Annotated in this window: 25 protein-coding genes; 8 read left to right on the forward strand and 17 right to left on the reverse strand. The window is 35.1% G+C overall.

Features of this window, described 5'->3' with window-relative positions; translation table 11 throughout:
* Positions 1–14 precede the first annotated feature (14 nt).
* The 5 genes from Q5N69_RS08935 to Q5N69_RS08955 all read right to left on the reverse strand — a co-directional run bounded on the left by Q5N69_RS08935 (position 15) and on the right by Q5N69_RS08955 (position 2,484).
* On the reverse strand, positions 15–521 hold the full coding sequence (locus Q5N69_RS08935; RefSeq protein WP_304368539.1) for a YcxB family protein: 507 nt from the start codon (positions 519–521) through the stop codon (positions 15–17).
* A 190-nt stretch (positions 522–711) separates the two neighbouring features.
* Positions 712–1,008 (reverse strand): hypothetical protein, encoded by a 297-nt coding sequence (locus Q5N69_RS08940; protein ID WP_304368540.1) that lies wholly within the window; start codon positions 1,006–1,008, stop codon positions 712–714.
* A gap of 289 nt (positions 1,009–1,297) precedes the next feature.
* On the reverse strand, positions 1,298–1,633 hold the full coding sequence (locus tag Q5N69_RS08945; protein WP_304368541.1) for a hypothetical protein: 336 nt from the start codon (positions 1,631–1,633) through the stop codon (positions 1,298–1,300).
* A gap of 124 nt (positions 1,634–1,757) precedes the next feature.
* Entirely contained in the window at positions 1,758–2,111 is a 354-nt protein-coding gene (locus tag Q5N69_RS08950; protein ID WP_304368542.1) for an EF-hand domain-containing protein, read from the reverse strand.
* A 49-nt stretch (positions 2,112–2,160) separates the two neighbouring features.
* The gene (locus tag Q5N69_RS08955; protein ID WP_304368543.1) at positions 2,161–2,484 is read right to left on the reverse strand and encodes a hypothetical protein; all 324 of its coding nucleotides are present in this window, start codon (positions 2,482–2,484) and stop codon (positions 2,161–2,163) included.
* A 442-nt stretch (positions 2,485–2,926) separates the two neighbouring features.
* Between Q5N69_RS08955 and Q5N69_RS08960 the strand changes: the two genes are divergently transcribed.
* From Q5N69_RS08960 to Q5N69_RS08970, 3 genes are read left to right on the forward strand one after another with little or no spacing between them, the layout of a single operon-like run.
* The gene (locus Q5N69_RS08960) at positions 2,927–4,417 is read left to right on the forward strand and encodes a HAMP domain-containing sensor histidine kinase (protein WP_304368544.1); all 1,491 of its coding nucleotides are present in this window, start codon (positions 2,927–2,929) and stop codon (positions 4,415–4,417) included.
* On the forward strand, positions 4,417–5,016 hold the full coding sequence (locus Q5N69_RS08965; protein ID WP_304368545.1) for a hypothetical protein: 600 nt from the start codon (positions 4,417–4,419) through the stop codon (positions 5,014–5,016). Before Q5N69_RS08960 ends, Q5N69_RS08965 begins: the two co-directional genes overlap by 1 nt.
* Positions 5,017–5,019: 3 nt before the next feature.
* Complete coding sequence (locus tag Q5N69_RS08970) at positions 5,020–6,393, forward strand: sigma 54-interacting transcriptional regulator (protein ID WP_304368546.1); 1,374 nt, start codon at positions 5,020–5,022, stop codon at positions 6,391–6,393.
* 155 nt (positions 6,394–6,548) lie between these two features.
* On the opposite strand, the gene Q5N69_RS08975 is transcribed toward Q5N69_RS08970, so the two are convergent.
* From Q5N69_RS08975 to tviB, 8 genes are all read right to left on the reverse strand, one after another.
* Positions 6,549–7,523 (reverse strand): DHH family phosphoesterase, encoded by a 975-nt coding sequence (locus Q5N69_RS08975; RefSeq protein WP_304368548.1) that lies wholly within the window; start codon positions 7,521–7,523, stop codon positions 6,549–6,551.
* Between the two features lie 29 nt (positions 7,524–7,552).
* A complete protein-coding gene (gene cysC / locus Q5N69_RS08980) occupies positions 7,553–8,155 on the reverse strand; it encodes an adenylyl-sulfate kinase (RefSeq protein WP_304368549.1) in 603 nt (200 codons plus the stop codon).
* Positions 8,156–8,207: 52 nt separating this feature from the next.
* Positions 8,208–9,935, reverse strand: a complete 1,728-nt coding sequence (locus tag Q5N69_RS08985) for an SLC13 family permease (RefSeq protein ID WP_304368550.1) — start codon at positions 9,933–9,935, stop codon at positions 8,208–8,210.
* Between the two features lie 82 nt (positions 9,936–10,017).
* Positions 10,018–11,427, reverse strand: a complete 1,410-nt coding sequence (gene cysN / locus Q5N69_RS08990) for a sulfate adenylyltransferase subunit CysN (protein WP_304368552.1) — start codon at positions 11,425–11,427, stop codon at positions 10,018–10,020.
* A gap of 130 nt (positions 11,428–11,557) precedes the next feature.
* A complete protein-coding gene (gene cysD / locus Q5N69_RS08995; protein ID WP_304368553.1) occupies positions 11,558–12,457 on the reverse strand; it encodes a sulfate adenylyltransferase subunit CysD in 900 nt (299 codons plus the stop codon).
* Positions 12,458–12,771: 314 nt separating this feature from the next.
* Positions 12,772–13,668 carry a UTP--glucose-1-phosphate uridylyltransferase GalU gene (galU, locus tag Q5N69_RS09000; RefSeq protein WP_304368555.1) on the reverse strand — a complete coding sequence of 299 codons (897 nt, stop codon included), beginning with the start codon at positions 13,666–13,668 and terminating at the stop codon, positions 12,772–12,774.
* A gap of 91 nt (positions 13,669–13,759) precedes the next feature.
* Positions 13,760–14,779, reverse strand: coding sequence for an NAD-dependent epimerase/dehydratase family protein (locus tag Q5N69_RS09005; protein ID WP_304368557.1), 1,020 nt, complete (start codon positions 14,777–14,779; stop codon positions 13,760–13,762).
* A 290-nt stretch (positions 14,780–15,069) separates the two neighbouring features.
* A complete protein-coding gene (gene tviB, locus Q5N69_RS09010; RefSeq protein ID WP_304368558.1) occupies positions 15,070–16,350 on the reverse strand; it encodes a Vi polysaccharide biosynthesis UDP-N-acetylglucosamine C-6 dehydrogenase TviB in 1,281 nt (426 codons plus the stop codon).
* A 283-nt stretch (positions 16,351–16,633) separates the two neighbouring features.
* Between tviB and Q5N69_RS09015 the strand changes: the two genes are divergently transcribed.
* The 4 genes from Q5N69_RS09015 (at position 16,634) to serA (ending at position 21,074) form a co-directional block, all read left to right on the forward strand.
* Entirely contained in the window at positions 16,634–18,163 is a 1,530-nt protein-coding gene (locus Q5N69_RS09015) for a peptide MFS transporter (RefSeq protein WP_304368559.1), read from the forward strand.
* 121 nt (positions 18,164–18,284) lie between these two features.
* Positions 18,285–18,881: a 5-formyltetrahydrofolate cyclo-ligase gene (locus Q5N69_RS09020; protein WP_304368560.1), complete on the forward strand. Its 597-nt coding sequence runs from the start codon at positions 18,285–18,287 to the stop codon at positions 18,879–18,881.
* Between the two features lie 181 nt (positions 18,882–19,062).
* Positions 19,063–19,719, forward strand: a complete 657-nt coding sequence (rpiA, locus tag Q5N69_RS09025; RefSeq protein WP_304368561.1) for a ribose-5-phosphate isomerase RpiA — start codon at positions 19,063–19,065, stop codon at positions 19,717–19,719.
* A gap of 119 nt (positions 19,720–19,838) precedes the next feature.
* Positions 19,839–21,074 carry a phosphoglycerate dehydrogenase gene (gene serA, locus Q5N69_RS09030; RefSeq protein ID WP_304368562.1) on the forward strand — a complete coding sequence of 412 codons (1,236 nt, stop codon included), beginning with the start codon at positions 19,839–19,841 and terminating at the stop codon, positions 21,072–21,074.
* Between the two features lie 377 nt (positions 21,075–21,451).
* Here serA and Q5N69_RS09035 read toward each other — a convergent pair whose 3' ends face one another.
* The 4 genes from Q5N69_RS09035 to ribE all read right to left on the reverse strand — a co-directional run bounded on the left by Q5N69_RS09035 (position 21,452) and on the right by ribE (position 24,046).
* Positions 21,452–21,928 (reverse strand): phosphatidylglycerophosphatase A, encoded by a 477-nt coding sequence (locus tag Q5N69_RS09035; protein WP_304368563.1) that lies wholly within the window; start codon positions 21,926–21,928, stop codon positions 21,452–21,454.
* Between the two features lies 1 nt (position 21,929).
* A complete protein-coding gene (gene thiL / locus Q5N69_RS09040; protein WP_304368564.1) occupies positions 21,930–22,901 on the reverse strand; it encodes a thiamine-phosphate kinase in 972 nt (323 codons plus the stop codon).
* A gap of 201 nt (positions 22,902–23,102) precedes the next feature.
* Positions 23,103–23,519 (reverse strand): transcription antitermination factor NusB, encoded by a 417-nt coding sequence (nusB, locus tag Q5N69_RS09045; RefSeq protein WP_304368565.1) that lies wholly within the window; start codon positions 23,517–23,519, stop codon positions 23,103–23,105.
* A gap of 62 nt (positions 23,520–23,581) precedes the next feature.
* Entirely contained in the window at positions 23,582–24,046 is a 465-nt protein-coding gene (gene ribE / locus Q5N69_RS09050) for a 6,7-dimethyl-8-ribityllumazine synthase (RefSeq protein WP_304368567.1), read from the reverse strand.
* Between the two features lie 454 nt (positions 24,047–24,500).
* Between ribE and Q5N69_RS09055 the strand changes: the two genes are divergently transcribed.
* Entirely contained in the window at positions 24,501–25,433 is a 933-nt protein-coding gene (locus Q5N69_RS09055) for a Wzz/FepE/Etk N-terminal domain-containing protein (RefSeq protein WP_304368568.1), read from the forward strand.
* The last annotated feature ends 545 nt before the right edge of the window (positions 25,434–25,978 follow it).

The following is a 25,978-nucleotide window of genomic DNA, read 5'->3' on the forward strand; positions in this document are numbered from 1 at the left end:
AAAGATTAAAAGTCCTAGTCAACTTTGTTATTTTTTGAATTAATTTCTTTAGCATATTTGGCAAAAAGCTCAGCAGCCTCATCCGACAAACAACTGTCTGAAATATAGTTATTACCAAACTCGTGGCTGATAACCCAACCTAAATCAGTTTTTTTAAAGGCTGATATATTTTGCCACAGCACCATGTTTTTTATATAAAAAGAATTAGTTGCTATGCCTTTATCATCAACGATAAGAGTAACATCACCTTTAGCTGATTTACCTAAAAGCTGACGCATAACCCACCATGGTTGACGATAATAAATACTAACAGCTTCTAATATACCTAAGGCAAATACAAACCAAGCGGCATAAGGGTTCACATCGCTAAATAGCACGAGGAGTATCCCAAACAAACTTAAAACAATAGCTTTAAAATAAGCTTTTATGGATTGATCATTAACAACAGACTGGCTGTAACATTCGTTAAAGTGATCTTTATCTAAAGTAAATGTGTGGGAATATGAAAATGGTGTTGTCATGGCTCGTTTAATAATGAGGTTAGATTAATCATTATTTTATCGTTAAGTGCCATCAGATGATAGATGTAATAAAGAATTTAAAAATGGTGAATAGGTTAGCTAAAGAGATAAATACTTTCGCAAATCCTTTGCGAGTATTTTTAAATAGATTTGAAAATGTACTATTGTAGGAAAATGAAGAGTGTATAGCTTATTGAGCAACTGTAAGTTTTTCTTCAAAAACATGTTGGTCACTAAAGTTATCAAATTTAACTTTTGTAATTCCAAGCTTTTCACACAACGCCATAAAAGTTAAATAATCTTCTTCTTTTAAGTCCTTCTGATCTCGAGTCATAACTCCATCAAGATAAGCACTATCACTATTAATACATAAATTAGCTGTTGCACTGTAAGGTTCTCCGTATGTATCGACTCTAATGGCACGAATACTTTTTATTTCGAAGATCCAGTTATTAAGTTCAATATAACGTGTAATGTCAGGTTGCATTTCAAGGGTTCTCTATGGTTTGTGTTAGTGCTTTGTATACTTTGAAGCTAATAAGCGTATGAATAATTTGCTATTAAAACTAAGCTTAGTAACTCCAAACATAAGAATAAAAAGAGCCGGCTAAAAATAACAATATAGCCGGCATAAATGGATTAATAGTAAATCCAAAGGAATACTTAGATAACATAAAAAACGAGAACTCTTTTTATCTATCCAGTAAGGGTCAACTTTTCAAAAGTTATTCATCCGCTAGTGAATGAATAACATCAACAATCAACTCAGCCGAATGCTAAAAAGCATTAAACTCGTCTAAGCTAAGGTTCGAATCTTCATTTAAATCTAGATTCTTAAATACCGTTTTCAAAGCTTCATTATCACTAGTCGATAATTCTGCTTCACTTAAAACACCATTTTTATCAATATCAAACTTAGTTAAAAGTTTAGCAAAAGTCTTTTGCTGTACCGTAGAGCCTTCCACTCCAACTATCTCCTGAACATCTGCAAATACAGTTGTTTCTTGCAAATCAGTTTCAAAAGAATAAATTTCATTAGCATTGACGATAAAAGTGGCGATGGTTGCAAGAGCAACGGCTAATGTAATTTTAACTAAGCTTATGTTGTTCATTTTCTTTCCTGTTTTTGAAATTTAAACGTATTTTTAGTCCGTTAAATTATGATTTTGCTGAAATGTTAATTATCAAAGGGATTACGATAAATAACACTCAGCAATTTTTTACTAAATTAATTACTTAAAAAGTACTAAATTCACTTGCACTGATCAGTGAATCTTCATTCACATCAAGGTTTTTAAAAGCCATTTTTAGAGCTTCGTTATCACTTGTAGAGAGTTCGGCTTCGCTTAAAGCACCATTCTGATCTGCATCAAATTCAGATAAAAGTTGTGAAAAATCTTTCTGTTGTAATGAGATAGCTGATTCTACTTGTTCAGTTACCGGTAATTCTTTTACTGCATCTATTTGGGTTTCAGTAGTAGTTATTGCTTCATTTACTTTAGGAGTAATATCATTCGCATTTACAACAAAAGTCGCGATAGTTGCGAATGCTACACCAAGAGTCATCTTCACTAAGTTTGAGTTATTCATAATAATTCCTTAATTGTTAATGAGTTAAATAAAATGATGAATTCTAATACTATTTAGCTGCATCAAAAGCGCTGAATTCTTCAGCACTAATACTTGCATCTTTATTTGAATCAAGACTCTTAAACGCTGACTTAAGGGCGATATTATCGCTTGTAGATAACTCTGCCTCACTTAAAAAGCCATTTCTATCGATATCAAACACGGTTAAAAGTTGGCTAAAATCAAATTGCTTTAAAGAGAAAGAACTCGTTACTTCACCAGTATCCTCAACAGCAGTTATTGTTGGGGTAACTTCATTAGCATTTACAGCGAAACTAGTTACTGCAGCGAGTAAAGTGCCTAAAGTCATTTTAGTTAAACTTACGTTTTTCATAATGAGCCCTTAATTATCCAAATAGCTAAAAGTGGTTACAGTGTTATTGCCAAATAAAAATCCATCTTTAAAACTCATAAATCCTTTTTAATCTATAAAGCTACTTCACCTGTGAAGATAAAATCTAACATCCATATCAAATAACACTATAACTGCTCATGACTTTGCACAAGACGTGCCACATCATAACCAACTGTTTTAAAAGGGTTTTAATTTGTATGCACTGTCAATCTGTCTCCATAAAGAGACACTTAAATAATCCAACATTATTTAAATAGTACAAGCATCAACCAATACACAATTAAAGCAATATAAAACAACAGCTTAATAATTAAAAAAGAAAGGCTACCTGGTGTATCCAAATGGAGACACTATTGCGTTTCGCCTGTATTTACCTTAAAAAGGAGGAATTACTCTACTTATAAAGCAGGCTGTTAATACGGTGAGCAATTCATCTTTATCAAACCTTTACAAAATCTATCAAATAACAGGCTTAGACACTCTTTCCATCAAAAAGCTAACACTATTAGGTTTTTCACTTGTCGCTTTACCACTTGTTATGGCATTGCTATACAGTGCTGCCCAAATAAATAAATTATCGAATCAAAGTGAAGATGCTATTTTTAATGCTGCTGAATTTACTGAAACAACCAAACAGCTGAGTGAATTGTTAGTAAAGATGGAAAGGTACGCCAGCCAATCAATAGTGCTTAAAAATAAAGAGCTAACGAATAATTACTTTATTGAAGAAGAAAGACTTCTTAACATAACCAATAAAAACTTAATTAATCATACGGATAAAAAACTAAAAGAAATTAGTAACCAGTTTATTACTGAAATAAGCATTATTAATCAGTTACTCTCACCTAATAACGAGCAAACCCTGTATTTAACTCAGTTACAAGATCAGTTTAAGTTGTTAGCTAAAACTTATAATCGCATCAACCAACGTAGCAACGAATTAATATACAACCAAGCAAAAGAAGTAAGAACATCAGCAAGCTTAGTACGACAAACCATGTTAAATAGTTTGTTAATTATTCCTATAACTATTTTAATTGCGGTGTTCTTTATCATCATCATTACTAAACCGTTAAAGAAATTGATTGCCGAAATACAACAACTGGAACAAGGAAATTTTGAACATCAAATAGCCTTAAAAAGTTCACCTGAAATAAACGAAATTGTAGATGCACTTGAGGTAATGCGTACAAGATTACATGCTTTAGAATTACAAAAATCTAGTTTTATCAGACATATATCTCATGAATTAAAAACACCTCTTGCCGCGATAAGAGAAGGAACAGAGCTCTTGTATGACAACAGTGTAGGCTCTTTGAATCCAGATCAACAAGAAATTAGCGATATCATTAGAACCAGCGTTACACGTTTACAACGCTTAATTGAAGACCTTTTGGACTTTAATATCGTTTTAGACTCAACCAGCTTACAAGATTCTGAAAAACTCTATGTAACCCAGTTAATTGGCAGTGTAATTAACGAAAGAAAATTAGATATAAAACGTAAAGATATTGATTTACACACCACTTTCGAAAATATCGCTATATACAGTAATGCTAAACAGCTCGCGGTAATTTTAGATAATCTATTATCAAATGCGATAAAATACTCCCCCTTTAACAGTCGTATTTCTATATCCACTTCACTTTCGGGTGAACAGCTGAAAATAACCATTACAGATCAAGGTATGGGGCTAAACGAAGAAGTAATTAATAAAGTTTTCGATGCTTTTTATCAAGGGCCAGCTCCACAAGGAAACGAGATAAAAGGTAGCGGTTTAGGCTTAACCATAGTTAAAGAATTATTAATGCGTATTAATGGAAACATTAGCGTTACCAGTAAAATACAAGAACCAAGTGGTACTACATTTACCTTAATATTACCTCGAGCATTTTTAGTAGGAACACCATAATGAATCTCATTTCAAAAACAAAATCAGTTGTAAAAACACTTGCCGCTGTGGGCTTAATGATAAGTCTAAGTGCTTGTGAAATAACACCTATCGAAGAAACCACTCACATCCCTACTTACGGCGATTACTATCTTTGGCTCAAAAGCTTAGATAATGAAGAGTTATTACAAGAAATAGAACAACAAAACATAAATCAACATTCAAAAAGCCCAGATGCAGACATTTATTTAATGCTATTGCATACCTTACCTAAATCACCAATATATAACCCTTACACGGCAAAATCGTTATTAAATGAATTGCAACTTCAATATGTTGAGTCACGTTATAACCCAACAAATTTAGCGTTAATCACCTTATTAAGAGATTTACTCAACGAGCAACTGTTGATTATTCAAAAATACGATATTACCACGGCAGAACTTACAAGCGCTAAGAAGTCGCTTACTACTCAAAAAAGCACGGCTTCTCAGCAAGAGAAAGAACTCAAGCTTAAAAATGAACAACTTAAAGAATTAGAGCAACAAGTAGATCTTCTCAAAGAGCAAATAAACCAACTACATCGTATTGAAAAAAATATTAGCGAGCATGGGAATTAGTTTATGAATGAATCAAACACAACTGCGCCTGTTAATGGAAAAATACTGATTGTAGATGATGATCCTCATTTACTGCGTTTACTCGGTATTCGCCTTTCAGCAGCTAACTATAAAGTAGAGTCGGCAGAAAACGCAAAAGTGGCTTTAGGTAAATTAAAAACCTTTCACCCTCATTTGGTGATCAGTGATTTACGTATGGAAGGTATGGATGGCATGGCGCTATTTGAACAAGTGCGCCAGCAACACCCAAGTATGCCTGTTATTATTTTAACGGCACATGGGACCATTCCAGACGCCATAAGCGCAACTAAACAAGGTGTATTTAGCTTTTTAACTAAACCCTTTGAAAGTAAAGAATTGCTTGATACTGTTTCTCAAGCGATACGACTACAACCTATCGATATAGATAATCCAGAACAAGATGAGTTATGGCGTAAAAACATTATTAGCCGTAGCACAATAATGACCTCTTTATTAAATCAAACACGACAAGTAGCAAAAAGCGACTTTAGTATTTTGATCCACAGCCAAAGTGGGACAGGTAAAGAGTTGTTAGCAAATGCGATTCATCAAGCAAGCCATAGACGCTCTGAAAAATTTACCGCAATTAACTGTGCAGCGATACCAGAACAATTATTAGAATCTGAACTATTTGGCCATACAAAAGGTGCATTTACCGGCGCAGAAAGAAATCATGTAGGTTTGTTTGAAGCGACAAATGGTGGGACTTTGTTTCTAGATGAGATTGGCGATATGCCAATGAACTTCCAAGTTAAACTATTGCGTGCTCTGCAAGAAAGAGAAGTTCGCCCAGTTGGCAGTACCCAATCAATAAAAGTTGATGTACGTATTATTGCGGCTACTCATAAAAACTTACAGCAAGCGATTATTGACCAAACATTTAGAGAAGATTTGTACTACCGACTCAATGTTGTGGAACTTGAATTACCACCTTTATCAGAAAGACGTGAAGATATTCCTCTCCTCATTCAACACTTCTTAAATAACGTACTTGAGAAGATTGATAACGACATTATTGGTTTTTCACAAGAAGCCATGGAGTTACTTATTAGTGCACCTTGGCCAGGTAATATAAGACAATTACAAAACATTGTAGAACAAAGTGTCGCCCTATCTACAGAGCCATTAATTAGTGAAACACTCGTTAAAAATGCATTACGTGATAAAACCACTATTCTGCCTTCATTTCAGCAAGCTAAAGACAAATTTGAACGAGATTATTTAGCTAAGCTTCTGCAAATCACCGCAGGTAATGTTTCTAAGGCCGCTAAAATAGCGCAAAGAAATAGAACCGAGTTTTACAAACTACTTAATCGACATCACTTATCAGCAGAAGCATTTAGGTCTGAAGACTAAATTCAAACCTTAAAGCTAAGACTCTAATGCAAAAGTGTGAGACTAGAAGTTAAAAAAGTACATGTTATAAACAAAAAAATCACCCATAAATTGGGTGATTTTATTTTTCGATAAAAGAAAGTCTACCTTAAAACAACAAAACCAAAGTGATGAGCTTAAGCTTTATAATATTCATTTAACGTATCAATAAAGGTAGGCAACATGGTTTCTGGTAACAAGTTAATACCAGCCGCACCGGCTCTACCACCACCTGTAGGAAACTGAATGCACACTTCATCAGCGCCTTGCTTATTGTTTAAAGGAGCTCTAACACTCACTGTATAAGTGGGTTCTTCATCTGCTTTAACAGCGTTTAAAGTAACAACCGCATGAGCTTTGTCAGGTGATTGATTGGCCAAATCGTTACCAAATACTCCACTAACTCTTCTTGCCCAAGGTGCATCATCTAACTGAACCACTTTACTAATGCTCGTGTCAGCTAATACTTTTGCCGTTAAGGCTTTTTCCATATCGCTCAAGTAAGCTTTCTCTAACTGATGAAAGATAGAACCTTCTTCGACAATTAAATCGAGGGGATCGGCATAAGCTAATAAAGCTTTATACAGCTCAGCTGGATGAAAATGTAAATCATCAACATCACGCCCATAACCATTGTAGTTAATATAAATACCTAACGCTTTAAGTTGCTCTTGGTGAGCTTTAGATAAGCCTACACTTTCAGCTAAGGTAATAGCCGATTGAGTCATATTATCACCAAAAGCTGCAGCAACAGCCCAATGAGCGTATGCACCTTTTAAATAGTCATTTACGAGTAAACTTGTACAAGTATTTGCGTCAGTATTAATTAAAGTCGTTAAATGTTCAGAACGCGGTATATCGCCAGCACGATGATGGTCAATATAAAAAACTTCCGTCTTATTTTCTAAATGAAGGTTTAACGCATCAATGTTTTTCTCAAGGGAGATATCAAGAACTGTGATCGTGTCTGCAGTTTCAACATCTACTTGCTTAAGTAAGCTAATGTCCCTTTTAACACCGGTTATCAACGTCGATACTTTAGGCTCTGCAAGTCGTAATTGAACCAGTGCAATAATGCCATCAGCATCGCCATTAAATACATCAAAATGCATAAAGTTCACTTCCTTTTATTAATAAGTTTCTACTGAATAAATTGGTTATCAATTAAATGTTGTACTATTTGCTCGGCACACTCTTTAATTGATTTTTCATCAGTTTTCACGTGAATGGCTGGTGATGTTGGAACATCGTAAGTTGAATCTATACCGGTAAAATCTTTAATTTCGCCAGCACGTGCTTTTTTGTACAACCCTTTAGGATCACGTTGCTCACAAACAGAGATAGGCGTATCAATATATACTTCCATAAATTCGCCTTGTTCAAGCATCTCACTCGCCATAGCTCTATCCGTAGCAAAAGGAGAAATAAACGCGGTAGAAACAATTAAGCCTGAATCAACAAATAATTTAGCTACTTGGCTGATACGACGAATATTTTCGATTCTGTCTTCATCACTAAAACCTAAATCTCCGTTTAAGCCATGACGTACATTGTCGCCATCAAGCAAATAACTATGGCATCCACGCTCAAATAACAAAGCATCTACCGCATTAGCAACGGTTGATTTACCCGAGCCACTTAAACCTGTGTACCATAATAAACAAGGTTTTTGGTTTTTCTGAGCTGAGCGTTGCTCTTTAGTAATATTTTGTTCATGCCATACGGTATTTTCTGTTTTCATCATTTTTCTCTATTATTTCGGTAGACGGACGGTCAATCTATAATTTTTAGCTTTCCTAAAAAGGAAATACCCAAGGTAATAGCGCCAATACAATTACACTATAAGTTACCGATACAGGTAAACCAAATTTCACAAAGTCGGTAAGTTTATAATTACCTGCGTTATACACCATAACATTGGTTTGATAACCATAAGGACTCATAAAGCTACCACTTGCAGCAAATGCCACAGCCATAACAAAAGGCAACGGGCTAGCTTCTAATCCTACACTCATACTATAAGCGATAGGAAAAACCAGAGCCGCTGCAGCGGTATTAGTGATTATTTCGGTTAACAACAAAGTCACTATAAATATTAAAATAAGTGCTACGTAATGACTTTGGCCTTGTAAAATACTTTCTAACCCATTTGCTAACAAATTAACCACACCACTACTTTCAAGTGATTTAGCTAGAGTTAAAGCACCAAGGACGATCATCCATATTTCTAAAGGAAAGCGACGTTTAATTTCATTTACCGTTAGGCAACCGGTGAAAATAAGTAATGAAATATAAAAAATTAAACAAGTGACTAACGACGCGGCTGTTAAAGCAGATACAGCAATAGTCACTAAAAATCCGACAACGGTTAGTGAATCACGCCAGCCACGCAGCATATTTTCAGGTTGATGACCTGACAATATAAAAAAGTTTTTCGATAAATTGGTACGTGAGCTAAAATCTTTACCTACGGCTAAAATAAGAAAGTCGCCCGACTGCAAGCTAATTTCGCCTAGCTTACCTGAGAGAGTTGAACCTTCACGTCGAATCGCGACAACAGCAGCATCAAAACGCGCTCTAAAACCTGCGCTTTTAAGGGTTTTACCTACAACAGCTGAATCAGGCTTTATTAATACTTCCGTTAAATTTTCACGTAATAAGCCATCTTGCTCAGCGAATAAAGTTAAACCATCGAATTGCTGTAAGGTTAATACTTTAGAAATATCACCACTGAAGATTAGTTTATCTTTAGCTTGCACCACTTCATCAGGGCTTACTGGCGACAGCAATCTACCGTTACGTACTAACTCAACTAAGAATAGTGAATCTAAGTTTCTTAGTCCGTTTTCTTCAATACTTTTACCCACCAACTTTGAGTCAGCACTTACAGCCGCCTCAACTAAATATTCATTGGTTGAAAGGTCTTGAAGCTCCATATCAGGTAATGTGTTAATGCGTAAGAAAATAACAAGTAAACATACCGATAAAGCACACACACCAATAAGAGTGAAATCAAAAAATCCTAACCCTGCATGTCCTTGATCAATCAACATACTGTTAACGATCAAATTAGTGGATGTTCCCACCAGAGTTAAAGTGCCACCTAAAATAGCAGCAAAAGATAGAGGAATTAATAACTTACCGGGATTAATCACTTTATTGTTTTTGATTGTAGAAATAAGCGAGGCAACAACCGCTGTATTACTCATTAATGCCGACGATAACGCCGTACCAATTAATGTTTTAGCAGAAGAAGTTAAAGCTGAGCCGCTAGTCATAGATGTAGATAAACGACGTAAAACACTGGTACGCTCAAACGTAAAAGAGCATAAAACCAGTAAAATAAGGGTAACTAATCCTGGATTAACAGCATTAGTTAAAATGTCTTCATAAGAAACAAAGGATACACCCAAACATACAAGCATCGCTGCTGCAAAAACCCGTTCAGGTACATGTTGAAATTTAACAAGACCGGCAAAGGTTGCTATAAAAATAGCAACCATAAACCATTGAGATATGTCCATTAAGAAGAGCCTTTGATGTATAAATTAAAGTAATTCATAAAATGTAGCTCTTAAAAAGGGCTAAATAGATCTCAATAAAGAGCTATTTAGATTTTAAAATATCTCGTGCACCCCAATGAGGGAAATGCTTACGAACAAGTGTATTAAACTCAATTTCAAACTCTGAATAAGTTTTTTCATCTTTAGCATCAATCGCGTGATTGATCATACCAGCACCCACCGTGATGTTACTTAAACGGTCAATAATGATAAATGCGCCAGATGTTTTGTTATCGTTGTAAGCATCAAAATGTAGTGCTTCTTCCAACTCAAAGTTTACTGAACCAATTTCGTTTAGCGCCAGTTGATCAACATCAATTTTTTTCATGCTGTTTACATCAATACGATGCTCAACATTAATTGCGTGGCCTGACGTCATTTTACTACCATGCTTAATGTAGTAATCACGACCTGGTTCTAATTCATCTTCATGCATCCATACCACTGTGGTATTAATTTCTTTCGACGTAACAGGTAAATTGTCTTTCTTAACAATTAACTCACCACGGCTAATATCAATTTCAGTGTCTAATGTTAGTGTAACCGCCATGCCTTTGTCAGCACGATCAATTTCACCTTCAAACGTAACAATCGACTTAATGGTACTTTCTTTACCTGATGGAAGCGTAACAATAGAGTCACCAACTCGAATATGTCCTGATGCAACCGTACCTGAAAAACCACGGAAATCTAAGTTAGGACGATTTACGTATTGCACTTGAAATCTAAACTGTGTGAAGCTTTCATCACCATCAACTTTGATAGTATTCAATAGCTTCATCATAGTAGCGCCTGGGTACCAAGGCATGTTGGTACTTTCTTCTACTACGTTATCCCCTTTTAATGCTGAAATAGGCACAAAACGTACATCTTCAAACGATAAGTCTTCAGCAAATTCACGGTATTCTTTTTTAATTTCTTGGTAACGGTCTTGGCTAAAATCAACCAAATCCATTTTGTTCACAGCAATTAATACATGCTTAATACCTAACAATGAACAAATAAATGAATGACGACGTGTTTGCACTTGTACACCATGACGCGCATCAATCAATATAATCGCTAAATCACATGTTGAAGCACCTGTTGCCATGTTACGTGTGTATTGCTCGTGACCCGGAGTATCTGCAATAATAAACTTACGTTTATCTGTGGCAAAGTAACGGTAAGCAACATCAATAGTAATACCTTGTTCACGCTCTGATTGCAGACCGTCAACTAATAAAGCTAAATCAACTTCTTCGCCGGTAGTACCTGACTTTTTACTGTCTTTTTCAATAGCCGCTAACTGATCTTCAAAGATCATTTTTGAATCGTGTAATAGACGACCAATTAAAGTACTTTTACCATCATCAACGCTACCACATGTAAAGAAACGCACCATTTCTTTATTTTCATGCTGTTTTAAATAAGCTTCAATATCTGTTTCAAGTAAGCCTGTATCTGGACTCATGATTGTTCCTTTCGAAATTTGTGCGACAGCTAATGCTTATCGCCTAATTTACGTTTAATTTTTACGGTATAGCGGACTTATTTAATGCTTCCGCTCTACGAATATTGTTTCAAGTTTGTTTAACAAAGGTTTAGAAGTAACCTTCCATTTTCTTCTTCTCCATTGAACCAGATGAATCATGGTCAATAACACGCCCTTGGCGCTCAGAAGTTTTTGTTAATAACATTTCTTGAATGATTTCAGGCAAAGTTGCTGCGTCAGACTCAACGGCACCGGTAAGTGGGTAACAACCTAATGTACGAAAACGTACATTTTTCATTTGTATCTCTTCACCTTCTTCAATCGGCATACGATCATCATCAACCATAATTAATGTACCATCGCGTTCAACAACAGGACGTACGGCTGAAAGATATAAAGGAACAATCTTGATACTTTCTAAGTAGATATATTGCCAAATATCTAATTCAGTCCAGTTAGATAGAGGGAAAACACGAATACTTTCGCCTTTATTTACTTTACCGTTATAGATATTCCATAACTCTGGACGTTGGCTTTTTGGATCCCAACGGTGATTTTTATCACGGAAAGAATAAACACGTTCTTTTGCGCGTGATTTTTCTTCATCACGACGAGCGCCACCAAAAGCAGCATCAAAACCATATTTATCTAATGCTTGTTTTAAGCCTTGAGTTTTCATGAGATCAGTATGTTTAGCACTACCATGAGTAAATGGACCAACACCTGCGTCAATTCCCTCTTGGTTTTTATGTACTAATAATTCAAAGCCATATTCTTTAGCCATTTCGTCACGAAAGGCGATCATTTCTTTGAACTTCCATGTAGTGTCTACATGTAATAATGGAAATGGGATTTTACCCGGAGCAAAAGCTTTACGAGCAAGGTGTAATAATACAGCTGAATCTTTACCTACGGAATAAAGCATAACAGGGTTATCAAACTCTGCCGCAACTTCGCGCATAATGTGGATTGATTCAGCTTCAAGTTTCTGTAAGTGAGTTAAATTCATCGCTGTATACTAACTTTTGTCTAATTTAAGTAGCGATATAATGACACAGCTTGATAAACGCTTCCATATAAGAAACGACTTGTTTAGATGAAATAAGAATAACAGCAAAGGGAATGATTGATGGCTAAATCGTGTCAGAGGTTTTTGCCTTTATTATGGCGATAGTTTGAGTGGCACTTAGCTTTTAGTTGAAATACTACAAATAAAAAAACCTACAGCCAAAGGCTATAGGTTTTTATTTAAAAGGCTATAAAAGATAAAGCATTTAGATGTAATAACGTTACATAACGTCATTTCATTTCAATCAATACCGATTAACCCACTAATGCTTTAACGTAAGCTTTAAAGTCTTCAGCGATTTCAGGATGACGTAATCCGTATTCAACGTTAGCTTTCATGTAACCTAACTTAGAACCACAATCGTGTGATTTCCCCGTCATGTGGAATGCTTCAACTGTTTCAAGTTCCATTAAGCTATCAATAGCATCAGTTAATTGAATCTCATCGCCAGCACCTGGTGCAGTAGTAGCAAGTAATTTCCATATTTTCTCAGAAAGTACATAACGACCAACAACCGCTAAGTTAGATGGTGCATCTTCAACATCAGGTTTTTCAACAACAGCTGTCATAGCTTTTGACTCGCCAGCAACCAAGTCTTCTCCACCACAATCAACAACACCATAGCTGCTTACTTGTTCCATAGGAACAGGCTCAACCATAATTTGGCTGTGACCTACTTCGTCATAACGAGTTAACATCGCTGCTAAGTTTTCAGTTTTTAAGTTAGCCGTAGTTTCATCTAAAATAACATCAGGTAAAACAACAACAAAAGGTTCGTTACCAATAATTGGTTGAGCTTTTAATACCGCATGACCTAAGCCTTTAGCTTCACCTTGGCGTACGTGTAAAATCGTAATACCTTTAGGGCAAATAGCTTGAATTTCTTCTAACAACTGACGTTTAACACGCTTTTCTAACGTTGTTTCTAACTCAAATGATTTATCAAAATGGTTTTCAATAGCATTTTTTGATGAATGAGTTACTAATACGATTTCTTTAATACCGGCAGCTATACACTCGTTAACAATATATTGAATAAGAGGCTTATCTACAATTGGTAGCATCTCTTTTGGTATTGCTTTAGTGGCAGGTAGCATACGCGTTCCTAGTCCTGCTACTGGTATTACTGCTTTTGTAATTTTATTTGGCATCAAATTCCCTTATGTATTCCGATTAAAGTTTGTGTAAAAGTTTTAAAATTCTTAATAAAAATGTGAATCAAGTTACATCTAAGTCGATATCTTATAGATTACTCACGTACCAACTCATTGCTTTTTCAATACCTGACTGTATTCTAAATTCAGGATCATAGCCAAGTAAGCTTTTAGCTTTACCTATATCAGCTTGTGAATGTCTTACATCGCCAGCTCTAAATTCTCTATAAACAGGTGACTTATCGTAAGCAATGTCGTTTGTTCCTAAAGCACTTTTCAAGCTATCGAATAAAATATTTAATGTTGTTCTGTCGCCTACTGCCACATTGTAAACATTGTTTTTAGCTTCGTCGTTTGACGTTGCCGCTAAGATATTAGCTTGTACTGCGTTTTCAATAAAACAAAAATCTCGGCTAGTTTCGCCATCCCCATTAATAAACACATCTTCATTATTAAACATAGATGATGTCCACTTAGGAATAACAGCTGCGTAAGCGCCTTCAGGATCTTGTCTTTTACCAAATACATTAAAGTAGCGTAAACCTATAGTATTTAATCCATAAGTTTTGAAAAACACATCAGCATATAATTCATTAACGTATTTAGTTACTGCGTAAGGCGATAAAGGCTTACCAATATTTTCTTCAACTTTAGGTAATGCCGGATGATCACCATAAGTAGAGCTTGAAGCTGCATAAACAAAAGTTTCAACTTTAGCTTCTTTAGCTGCGACTAGCATATTTAAAAAGCCGGTAACGTTAGCTGAGTTAGTCATAATCGGATCAGCAATCGAGCGAGGTACAGAACCTAATGCAGCTTGATGTAAAATATAGTTAACGCCAGTTACAGCTTTATGACAGTCATCAACATTTCGGATATCACCTTCAATAAAGGTAAATTTTTCCCACTGTTCTGCTGATACTTGTGATTGAACTTCATCTAGATTTTTTTGATGGCCTGTAGCGAAATTATCTAAACCAACCACTTCTTGATTGAGAAGTAATAATGTTTCAAGTAGGTTCGACCCAATAAAACCAGCACATCCTGTAATTAACCATTTCTTCGAATTATTCTTTAAGTTGCTTTGTACTTCTTGATATCGATTCATTGAGTTTTCCGTCTGCCCCGAACTAAGGTGAAATAATCATTTGAGAAATTAGTCATTTGATTATTTATTCATATAAAGAGTATAACATTAAAAAGTACGGGATTTTAAGAGAGAAAGTAACACCTGAATAAATTTCAGGTTTCTAAGTCTCCTAAGCCGCTAAACTTCAAACTTTACAGTTTAATTTTTGCTTAACTAAAAACAAAAAAACCAAATATCTACAGAGTAAATATTTGGTTTATTAAACGCTAAATTGAACGTTATTTCTCAATAAAGTCTACAAATGTAACCTATAAACGAATATCAGAAAAATCCATATCTAACATATATTTTAAGTCGTAAATAACATGTTCAGGTTTCATCAAGGCTTTAATATCACTGTTACTCATTGCTTTAAATTGGTGATGAGCAACTGCAAATATAACAGCATCGTACTTGCCAGCTTCAGGTTCAGCAATTAAATCAACATCATATTCATGTTTTGCATCCGCAGGATTAACCCAAGGATCATAAACATCAACGTTCATTTCATATTCACCAAGCTCAGATAAAATATCCACAACTTTAGTATTTCGAACATCTGGACAGTTTTCTTTAAACGTTAAACCCATCACTAATACGTTAGCACCGTTTACTTGTAACTTACGCTTGATCATAGTTTTAGTTAATTGAGATACAACATACTCAGCCATACCATCATTAATACGACGACCCGCAAGAATAACTTCAGGGTTATAACCAATCGCTTGAGCTTTATGAGTTAAGTAGTATGGATCAACACCAATACAATGTCCGCCAACTAAGCCAGGACGAAATGGTAAGAAGTTCCACTTGGTTCCAGCAGCTTTTAACACTTCTTCAGTATCAATTTCTAATTTATTAAAAATGACCGCTAACTCGTTAATCAAAGCAATGTTCAAATCACGCTGAGTATTTTCAATAACTTTAGCGGCTTCAGCTACTTTTATAGAAGAAGCTTTATAAGTGCCAGCCGTAATAATTGAACCGTATAATTGATCAATAAATTCAGCTATTTCTGCAGTAGATCCTGAAGTTACTTTAAGAATATTAGTTACACGATGTTCTTTATCGCCAGGATTAATTCTTTCTGGGCTGTAGCCAGCGAAAAAATCTTGGTTGAACACCAAACTTGAATGTTTTTCTATTTCAGGAATACAGACTTCTTCTGTAGCACCTGGATAAACGGTAGATTCATAAACAACAACATCCCCCTTTTCAATCACTTTAGCTAGCATTGCGCTTGCTTTAACCAAAGGTGTTAAATCAGGTTGTTTATGTTTATCAATAGGAGTTGGAACAGTAACAATATAAACATTACAACTTTTTAAGTCGTCAACGTTACATGAGTAACTAATATGTGCTGAATCAGCTAATTCTTCCGAAGATACTTCCAGTGTAAAGTCGTGGCCCGCTTTTAATTCTGTTATACGTTTTTCATGTATATCAAAACCAACAGTTTGGTACTTTTTTCCAAATTCTACAGCTAAAGGTAAACCTACATAACCTAAACCAATAATTCCAATTTTTACATCGTTTAATGAATGCGACATATACTATGTTAACCCGCTCGTTATAACTCTAAATAATTGTCGGTATCTTACTATTAAACAATAATCAAAATAAACCTATATCACTTAATTATACAATTTAGTCAGATCATTAAATAAACATTCACACTTACAAACACGAAAAATTACGCTTAATAACTCTATTTGCCTGCTAGTTACTATTTTATAACAGATTTTAATGGTACATTTTCTCCAACGTTGAAGTTATAAGCTTCAACCTCAACATTTTTTATACAAGACCATCTAATAATAAAAGGTAATGTGAATGGAACAATCATCACAAGAAATTCAAGACACTAAGTTTTTCGGACATCCCGCAGGCTTAACCACCCTCTTCTTCACAGAGATGTGGGAAAGAATGAGTTACTACGGCATGCGCGCCCTACTTGTTCTTTTTATGACAGCAACACTACAAGAAGGCGGATTAGCATTAACAGTTTTATCAGCTTCAGCTATCTATGGTTTATATACAGGTAGTGTTTATTTTATGGGGCTACCTGGCGGTTGGATTGCCGATAGATTAATAGGTGGTCAAAAAGCTATTTGGTATGGCGGCATTATCATTATGCTTGGTCATATTGTTTTAGCTATTCCAAACGACAACACATTTTTTATCGGTTTAATATTAGTCATTATAGGTACCGGCTTACTTAAACCTAATATTGGCGCAATGGTAGGTCAATTATATTCACCAAAAGATAGACGCAGAGATGCAGGTTACGCCATTTATTATATGGGTATCAACTTAGGTTCTTTCATTGGTTATATTGTTTGTGGCTACTTGGCAACCAACATGGGTTGGCATTGGGCTTTTGGTGCTGCAGCTATAGGTATGGGTATAGGTTTAATTCAATATAAACTCACTACGCCTAACTTAAACGAAGTAGGCGATGGTCCTGTTTCTCCTTTATCACCTAAAGGCGCTAAAATATCTTGGATAGCGATTACAACTTTCTTAGTTCTTGTCGCTGTAGTTACAACCTTAGTTTTTCAAGGTGTATTAACTATTGAGCCAGTTGTTTTAGCTCAAAATACAGCCATAGTATTCTCGCTTATTTTTGTTGCTTATTACGCAGCTATATATCTTTTTGGTAATTTAACTAAAAGTGAAATGCTAAGACTAGCCGCACTATTATTAATCTGTATTGCTTCAGCATGTTTCTGGTCGGGTTTTGAGCAAGCAGGCTCTTCACTTAACTTATTTGCTCGCGATTATACTGACAGAATGGTTGGCGCTTTTGAAATACCTACCGCATGGTTCCAATCAACTAATTCTATGTTTATCGTAATTCTTTCACCTTTCTTTGCTGCTTTATGGATGAAGTTAGGTCAAAGATTAGTAACACCAGCTTACGGTTTAAAATGTGCAATTGGCTTAATTATTATGGCAAGTGGTTTTATTGTTATGTTTTTTGCTTCTCAGTATGCAGCATCAGGTTTAAAGGTAGCACCTTATTGGTTAGTAGCTACTTACTTCTTACATACAGTAGGTGAATTAATACTTAGTCCAACAGCATTAAGTGCTGTAAGTAAGTTATCGCCTAAACGTTTCGCAGGTCAAATGATGGGTGTATTTGTATTAACCTACTCAATAGGTAACATCATTTCTGGTTTATTAGCAGGTAACTTTGATCCAAATAATGTTGAACAAATTCCAGCGTTATACATGCAAATCAGTGTATTTAGTATTGGTATTGGTATTGTTGTATTGATACTTGGCTTTAAGACTAGATTTTGGGAATTACTTGCTGAAAGTGAAGCTCAAGAGAAAAAAGAAGCATCTCAAACAGCTTAAGTTAAAATTCACTTTTGCTCAGTGAATAACTTAAATACCTCTAACAGTAATAATTATTGTTAGAGGTATTAACTTTTATAGGTTAAATATAAAACACATCCAACAGTGAAATAGGCTTATTGTGGATAACAGAAATCAACTCAGAAAAATCACCAGAGAAAAGCGACTAGCGCTTAGTAACAATGAACAAACTATGGCAGCTGTTCAGCTATCAGAGCGATTAACCACTCACCCTAAAGTAGTTTCAGCACAACATATTGCTATTTACTTAGCCAACGACGGCGAACTGAATACCTTGGCATTTATTGAATGGTGTTGGGCAAACAACAAACAAGTTTACCTACCTGTTATTCATCCTTTTAGTCAAGGTCACTTGCTCTTTTTAAACTACACACCTGAAACAGAAATGTGTAAAAACCGTTTCGGGATCTCTGAACCTAAATTGAATGTTAACCTTATTCAACATATAGAAAACATTGATATCATCTTTACGCCTCTAGTGGCTTTTGATGAAACTGGCGCCCGATTAGGCATGGGTGGAGGCTTTTATGATAGAACCCTTCAAAGCTGGTTTGAACAATATAAAACTGATAAACAATCGCGCCCATACCCAATAGGCTTAGCCCATAACTGTCAGCTAGTATCATCTATTCCTACCGAGTATTGGGACATCCCTATTCCTGAGCTGATAACACCAACACAAAACTATCAATTTTAATTTAATAAATCCCCATCATAATGTTATAAGCCTATCGCTTTTATAATAGTGAATAGTGTATAATTCGCGCACAAAAATTGTCCCACTAGTTACTCATATATAGCGTTTGAAACTTCGCTGAGCCCATTCAGTGTTGATCAAAAATAGTTATATTTGTTCACACTTATATAAAAGGCTTAGCATGACACAAGATGAAATGAAAAAATCCGCCGCTATCAAAGCACTAGATTTCATTAAAGATGACACTATTGTTGGCGTAGGTACTGGTTCAACAGTTAACCATTTTATCGATTCGCTAGGCACAATTAAAGATCGCATCATTGGCGCTGTTTCAAGCTCTGAAGAATCCACCAAAAGACTCGAAGCTTTAGGCATTGAAGTATTTGACTTAAATAACGTAGACGGAATTGATGTTTACGTTGATGGTGCCGACGAAATAAATGCTCACATGCATATGATCAAAGGTGGTGGCGCAGCATTAACACGAGAAAAAATAGTTGCTGCTGTAGCAAAAACCTTTGTATGTATTGCCGATAGCTCTAAACAAGTTAAGCTTTTAGGCGCCTTCCCTCTCCCTGTTGAAGTTATCCCGATGGCAAGAAGCTACGTTGCTAGAGAAATAGTAAAGCTAGGCGGAGATCCTGTTTATCGCACTGGCGTAATTACCGATAACGGTAATGTAATTTTAGATGTACACAATTTAAAAATCTTAGACCCTAAAGCCCTAGAAAATGACCTGAATGCCGTTGTAGGCGTTGTTACCAATGGATTGTTTGCTAACAGACCAGCAGACACTTTAATTATTGGTACACCAGAAGGTGCAAAAATCATAAATTAACGCTTTAGAGTTTAAGCACTATATGCTAATTTACACTTAGACTTGGATGGCTAGACATCCAAAACTTTAAATTTTGTTAGCCACTGGCTAAACCCAATCATTAAGAGAATTTAAATATCATGAGTACTATTTCACTCGCTAAAGAAAAGATCAAAATTTTATTACTAGAAGGTGTACATGAAAGCGCACTGGAAGAGCTGAAGTCGCAAGGCTATAGCAATATAGAATATTTAAAGACCTCTTTATCGGAAGAAGATTTAATTAAGAAAATTGCCGATGTACATTTCATTGGTATTCGCTCACGTACAAACCTTAATGAAAAAGTACTTAGCCATGCTAAGAAGCTTGTAGCTATTGGTTGTTTTTGTATTGGTACTAACCAGGTAGACACTAAAGCAGCACAAACTTTAGGTATTCCTGTATTTAATGCACCATTCTCAAATACTCGTTCAGTTGCTGAACTTGTATTAGGTGAAACATTATTATTACTTCGTGGTATTCCAGAAAAAAGCGCACAAGCACACCGTGGCGAATGGAATAAATCAGCGGCTGGTTCATTTGAAGCACGTGGTAAAAGATTGGGTATTATTGGTTACGGCCATATTGGTATGCAGTTAGGTGTTTTAGCTGAAACTGTAGGCATGAAAGTTAAGTTTTACGATGTTGAAACTAAGCTGCCACTAGGTAACGCTAGCCAAGCATCATCTCTTAAATCATTATTACAAGAGTGTGAAGTTATAAGCTTACACGTTCCTGAAAACCCACAAACTAAAAACATGTTTGGTGCAGAAGAAATAGCCAACATGAAAGATGGCGCAATATTAATTAACGCATCACGCGGTACCGTAGTTGATATAGATGCACTAGCTGACGCATTAGCAAGTAAAAAACTATCTGGCGCAGCTATCGATGTATTCCCTGTTGAGCCAAAAGGTAATGATGAAGAGTTCATGTCTCCATTACGTGCATTCGACAATGTAATTTTAACGCCTCACATTGGTGGTAGCACAAAAGAAGCTCAAGAAAACATTGGTTTAGAAGTAGCAAGCAAATTAGCTAAATACTCAGACAATGGCTCTACACTTTCTGCTGTTAACTTCCCAGAAGTATCATTACCAAGCCATGGCGGTAAAGGTAGAAGCAGACTATTACACATACACCAAAACCAACCAGGTATTTTAAATAAAATCAATTTAGCCTTCACTAAATTAGATATTAATATTGCCGCTCAGTACTTACAAACTGACGATCAAATTGGTTACGTTGTAATAGATATTGAAACAGAAGACAGTGCTGTAGCTCTTAAAGAGCTTAAGAAAATTGAAGGCACAGTAAAAGCTAGAATACTTCACTAAACGACTTATACACAAAGCTGTGCGAGTCATTTAGCCAGCTTTGTAGTAGCTAACGTAAAGACTAAAACCAAAAAAGGTAGACATTATGTCTACCTTTTTTATTGTGCTAATACCAATTTGATTAATTAAGTGATCTACTTTTTCATGAGGAAAAATGGATAATTACAAGGCATAAAATTTAGTAAGTAGTTATTCTACTTATAAATTTTATAACGCCGTCATTATTAATTTTAACCGTTAAAAATGAGCAGTTAATTAATCAACTTGGTATAATCATTGTTTGAAATAACGCCAACTGCATACTGATTAGAAGAATATATAAAGTTATCTTCTAACTTTAAACCCTAATTTTTAAACCCTAACTTTGCAGTATGAGCTTAAAAAATAAAATGCATACATGCCAGCGCCATTAAGCCCGCCACAACATCATCAATCATAATACCAAAGCCACCATGTACATACTTATCTAAATATGAAATAGGCCAAGGTTTAAAAATATCAAAAATGCGAAACAAGATAAATCCAACTAAAATACTCTGCCAACTAACAGGCACTAAAAACATAGTGATCAAATAACCAGCTATTTCATCCCAAACAATAGCACCATGATCATGCACGCCAACATCTTCAGCCGTTTTACCACAAATATAAATACCGGCAATACAAACAACTAACGTGGCGATAGCATAAATTAAAGGCGTAAAAAACGTGAATAGAAGGAATACTGGAATAGCCGCTACAGTACCAAAAGTACCCGGAGCCTTAGGACTTAAACCACTACCAAAACCTAAAGCCAAAAAATGAATAGGATTTGAAAGAGTAAATTTAACCGGTGCTTTATTCGATTTAGTCATTTTATTCTACTAACTCAGCAAAATGCTCAAAGCCTTGACCATTCAAAATAACCTTTTCGCCATCTAAAACGGTAGTAATGGTTTCTTGTCGGTTTAACTGACCAATACAGGTATGAGGAATACCTAAATTAGACAAAGCTGTTTCCATGCCTACCTTATTATCTTCAGATACAGAAAATAGCAATTCGTAATCATCGCCACCACTAACGGCCAATTCAATCGCCTTCTCTCTGCCTAAAGTTTCTAACATAGCAGCAGAAATAGGAACATTTTCTAAAATAACTTTAGCGCCAACCTCTGAAGCTTTACAGATATGCGCTAAATCAGCTAATAAACCATCTGAAATATCAATCGCAGAAGTTGCATAGTCTCTTAACGCTTGCCCTGCTAATACTCTAGGTTTAGGATAATCTAATTGTTGAAGCACTTGGCCTTTAACAGACTCAGCTAAACCCACCTTACCTTGAATATTTTGCAATGCTAATGCTGCATCACCTAATTCGCCAGTTACATAAAGCCAATCACCAGCTTTAGCACCTGAACGACGAATAAACTTACTTTTAGGCACAATACCTTGTGCTGTAATAGTAATACTCAATGGCCCTTGCGTTGTATCGCCGCCCACCAACTGAACATTGTAATATTCACACAGCTCAAAAACACCCATCGAAAACTCAGATATCCATTCTTCATCAACACTAGGTAAAGTTAATGCTAACGATATCCAGGTTGGTTCAGCACCCACAGCCGCGAGATCAGATAAATTCACAGCAACGGCCTTATGGCCAATAGCGCGAGGTGATGTATTTTCAGGAAAGTGTACACCCGCAACTAAAGTATCGGTTGTAACGGCAATATGTTGGTTTTCAGCAGGAGCTAATAAAGCACAATCATCACCAATACCTAAAACGACATCTTTACGTTTAGCGGCTTGTTGTGAAAAATAACGGCTAATTAAATCAAATTCTTTCATGGAAATATTCAAATATAATTGTTTAATGCATCATTAAATAAACACATTAAATATGGTAATGCTCAAATACTTTTATAAAAAACTATAGGCAAGAATAGAAAATATAAAGCTAACATAATGTTAGCTTTATAAAATTAAAATAATACTGTGAAGTTCATACCGCAAAGCTTGTATAAATAAGCAATAACAAACAGATAAAAATTAAGCTTCTTTACGAATTAACTTAACCGCTTTATCAAGTACACCATTCACAAATTTATGGCTATCGTCAGCAGCAAAAGACTTAGCAAGCTCTATCGCTTCGTTGATCACTACTTTGTAAGGTACATCTAAGCACTCTTTCAATTCAAAAATAGCCACTCTGATCACGGCTTTCTCAACATGATCGACATCTTCAATCGGACGATCAACATGAGGAGAAATTATTGCGTCTAATTCGTTAACTGATGATGTTACACCACGAAATAATTGTTGAAAAAATGGGATGTCAAAACGACGTGCAGCATTATCCACTAAAAAATTAGTTTCAATTTCGTTCACAGCATTTTGACTTAACTGCCAAGAGTAAACAGCTTGAACAGCTAACTCTCTGGCTTTTCTTCTAGGTGATGGCTTCACAGGTATATCCAAATATAAATAAAAATTGACTAACGACTAACATTAAAAATATAAGATAAAACTTATAGTTTTTCTAAAACATTAATCATTTCTAAAGCACTTAATGCAGCTTCAGCGCCTTTGTTACCAACTTTAAGGCCAGCTCTATCAATTGCTTGTTCGATAGTATCGGTAGTAATAACACCAAACGCTACAGGTAATGTATATTCCATAGCAACTTGCGCTAGGCCTTTATTACATTCACCAGCAACAAAATCGAAATGTGGAGTACCACCACGAATTACAGCACCAATAGCAATAATGGCATCAAAACCACCTTTTTGTGCAACACGCTTAGCTGCAACAGGTAACTCATATGCACCAGGTACACGAATTACAGTAATATCTTCATCTGCAACGTTACCGTGACGTTTAAGCGCATCAACAGCACCTTCTAATAAACTCTCAACAACAAAACTGTTGAAACGAGAAACAACAATGGCAACTTTTTTGCCTTTAGCATCGAAATTAGCTTCAATTACGTTCATGTAAAACAACCTCTCGGTAAAAAATTGACGCGATTCTATCAAAAATCAGAAGATTTAGGTACTCGTTTATTATTTAAATGTTCAATAAAGGTTAGCCAGATAATTTTGCCAATATACAAAATAAAGTCACTATTTAATTAACAATTTGAAACAACACCGATTTAATAGACAGCTACACATGCTAACAAGAAACAAAATCAGTACATTAAACAAGCATAAAAATAAAAAATGAGCTAGAAAAACTAAGATAAAAATCCATTTACACTTATTTACTTAATCAGAGTTTACAATTTCAAAAGCATTACTTTATAATGGCCCGTCTTTTGTTGTCATATGCTCAACAAATCATCTAGTTGCTACATTATCTTATTGTTACAACGTAAGGTTGCAGAATAATTGCAAAAATAACGTTCAACATATAGAAAATAAACATACCAAGGAAAGTACCGCTTCTATGTCTCAAGAATACAACTCCCCTCAAGTAGAAGACGACGAGATTGACCTAGCCGAACTTTGGCGTGCCATATGGGCGGGTAAGTTTATCATTATAGCCATAACCTTTGTATTTGCTGTTGCCTCAGTATTTTACGCCCTATCAAAACCTGATGTATATAAAGCTTCGGTACTACTTTCTCCTGTTTCATCACAAAGTGGTAGCGGTGGATTAGGTGCTTTAGCTGGACAGTTTGGTGGTTTAGCAAGTCTAGCAGGTATCAATCTAGGCAGCGGTGGTGGCGATCAAACATCTATTGCATTAGCTACTCTAGAATCTCGTTCATTTATAGAAAACTTCATCAAAAAGCATGATTTATTAGTGCCATTAATGGCAGCAAAGAAATGGAATAAAATAACTGACACTTTAATATTAAATGAAGAGTTATATGACGAAGCATCTCAAAAATGGATAAGAGAAGTTAAACCACCTCAAACACCAGAACCGACCCCTTGGGAAGCTTATACAGAATTTAAAAAAATATTGACAGTATCTCAAGATAAAGAAAACTCATTGATCACTCTTGAACTTGAGTTTTTCTCTCCAACGTTAAGCAAAGCTTGGTTGGTACTTTTTGTAAAAGACATTAATGAATTTGTAAGAAACCAAGAAAAAGAAGAAACTCAAGAGTCTATAGCGTATTTGAAAAATGAATTGGAAAACATCCAAGTAGCTAATATGGAAACTGTGTTTTATCAGCTAATTGAAGAACAAACAAAAACCATGATGCTTGCACAAGTAAAAAAAGAATATGTTTTTAAAACAATAGACCCTGCTCAAGTCCCTGATAAAAAGAGTGGTCCCAAGCGTGCTTTAATTGTTGTATTAGGTGCAATGCTTGGCGGAATATTATCAGTACTTTTTGTTTTAATTAGATATTTTAAAAATAATTAAGTAAACAACAAATTAATTAAATGACTATAAACATAAAGGAAATTCAGTGAGATATTTGTTTTAAATATAGCTCATCTAAGGACCTCCTTAGTAACAACATAAGTTTTATTTAAATTTGTAATAGTGACCAATGTAACTCTTGTAAAGAATCTGAAGTCTAGAACATATTAGTAGATATTGTAATAATCATAAAATCTTTTGGACTACAAGAAAATAGTTCATATTTTAGTGAATTGAAAACTATATAAATCTCATCCAAACTTATTCCAGGTTATGAAAGCATTCAACGGAGAATAAATTTATTAAAGGTGAATAAGTAACAATGCTGTCATTAAATATATACATTTCATCTCAATTGACCTTATTGAATGAAATCAATAAGAACATGGTTAGCAAAAGAATTATTAACAAATTAAGATGAACACAGGCATAGTCATTGTATTTGTAAAAAAGATAAACAAGCCAATTGACTATTTAAACAATTATTTAACTTTAATGCTTCAGTCAAGCGCATAGAGTTACTTTCAAACATGCTTTGGACGTAA

Origin of the sequence: Pseudocolwellia sp. AS88, assembly GCF_030551755.1 — a bacterium.
Lineage (GTDB): Bacteria > Pseudomonadota > Gammaproteobacteria > Enterobacterales > Alteromonadaceae > Pseudocolwellia.

Excerpts from the sequence above, each read along its gene's own strand:
- galU (WP_304368555.1), bottom strand. The coding sequence starts at position 13,668 with ATGCCAAATAAAATTACAAAAGCAGTAATACCAGTAGCAGGACTAGGA.
- Q5N69_RS09035 (WP_304368563.1), bottom strand. The coding sequence starts at position 21,928 with ATGACTAAATCGAATAAAGCACCGGTTAAATTTACTCTTTCAAATCCT.
- thiL (WP_304368564.1), bottom strand. The coding sequence starts at position 22,901 with ATGAAAGAATTTGATTTAATTAGCCGTTATTTTTCACAACAAGCCGCT.
- ribE (WP_304368567.1), bottom strand. The coding sequence starts at position 24,046 with ATGAACGTAATTGAAGCTAATTTCGATGCTAAAGGCAAAAAAGTTGCC.
- Q5N69_RS08970 (WP_304368546.1), top strand. The coding sequence starts at position 5,020 with ATGAATGAATCAAACACAACTGCGCCTGTTAATGGAAAAATACTGATT.
- cysC (WP_304368549.1), bottom strand. The coding sequence starts at position 8,155 with ATGATGAAAACAGAAAATACCGTATGGCATGAACAAAATATTACTAAA.
- cysN (WP_304368552.1), bottom strand. The coding sequence starts at position 11,427 with ATGAGTCCAGATACAGGCTTACTTGAAACAGATATTGAAGCTTATTTA.
- rpiA (WP_304368561.1), top strand. The coding sequence starts at position 19,063 with ATGACACAAGATGAAATGAAAAAATCCGCCGCTATCAAAGCACTAGAT.
- Q5N69_RS08985 (WP_304368550.1), bottom strand. The coding sequence starts at position 9,935 with ATGGACATATCTCAATGGTTTATGGTTGCTATTTTTATAGCAACCTTT.
- Q5N69_RS09005 (WP_304368557.1), bottom strand. The coding sequence starts at position 14,779 with ATGAATCGATATCAAGAAGTACAAAGCAACTTAAAGAATAATTCGAAG.
- Q5N69_RS08975 (WP_304368548.1), bottom strand. The coding sequence starts at position 7,523 with ATGCATTTTGATGTATTTAATGGCGATGCTGATGGCATTATTGCACTG.
- Q5N69_RS09055 (WP_304368568.1), top strand. The coding sequence starts at position 24,501 with ATGTCTCAAGAATACAACTCCCCTCAAGTAGAAGACGACGAGATTGAC.
- Q5N69_RS08940 (WP_304368540.1), bottom strand. The coding sequence starts at position 1,008 with ATGCAACCTGACATTACACGTTATATTGAACTTAATAACTGGATCTTC.
- Q5N69_RS08955 (WP_304368543.1), bottom strand. The coding sequence starts at position 2,484 with ATGAAAAACGTAAGTTTAACTAAAATGACTTTAGGCACTTTACTCGCT.
- Q5N69_RS08950 (WP_304368542.1), bottom strand. The coding sequence starts at position 2,111 with ATGAATAACTCAAACTTAGTGAAGATGACTCTTGGTGTAGCATTCGCA.
- Q5N69_RS08935 (WP_304368539.1), bottom strand. The coding sequence starts at position 521 with ATGACAACACCATTTTCATATTCCCACACATTTACTTTAGATAAAGAT.
- serA (WP_304368562.1), top strand. The coding sequence starts at position 19,839 with ATGAGTACTATTTCACTCGCTAAAGAAAAGATCAAAATTTTATTACTA.
- Q5N69_RS08965 (WP_304368545.1), top strand. The coding sequence starts at position 4,417 with ATGAATCTCATTTCAAAAACAAAATCAGTTGTAAAAACACTTGCCGCT.
- Q5N69_RS08945 (WP_304368541.1), bottom strand. The coding sequence starts at position 1,633 with ATGAACAACATAAGCTTAGTTAAAATTACATTAGCCGTTGCTCTTGCA.
- Q5N69_RS09015 (WP_304368559.1), top strand. The coding sequence starts at position 16,634 with ATGGAACAATCATCACAAGAAATTCAAGACACTAAGTTTTTCGGACAT.
- tviB (WP_304368558.1), bottom strand. The coding sequence starts at position 16,350 with ATGTCGCATTCATTAAACGATGTAAAAATTGGAATTATTGGTTTAGGT.
- cysD (WP_304368553.1), bottom strand. The coding sequence starts at position 12,457 with ATGAATTTAACTCACTTACAGAAACTTGAAGCTGAATCAATCCACATT.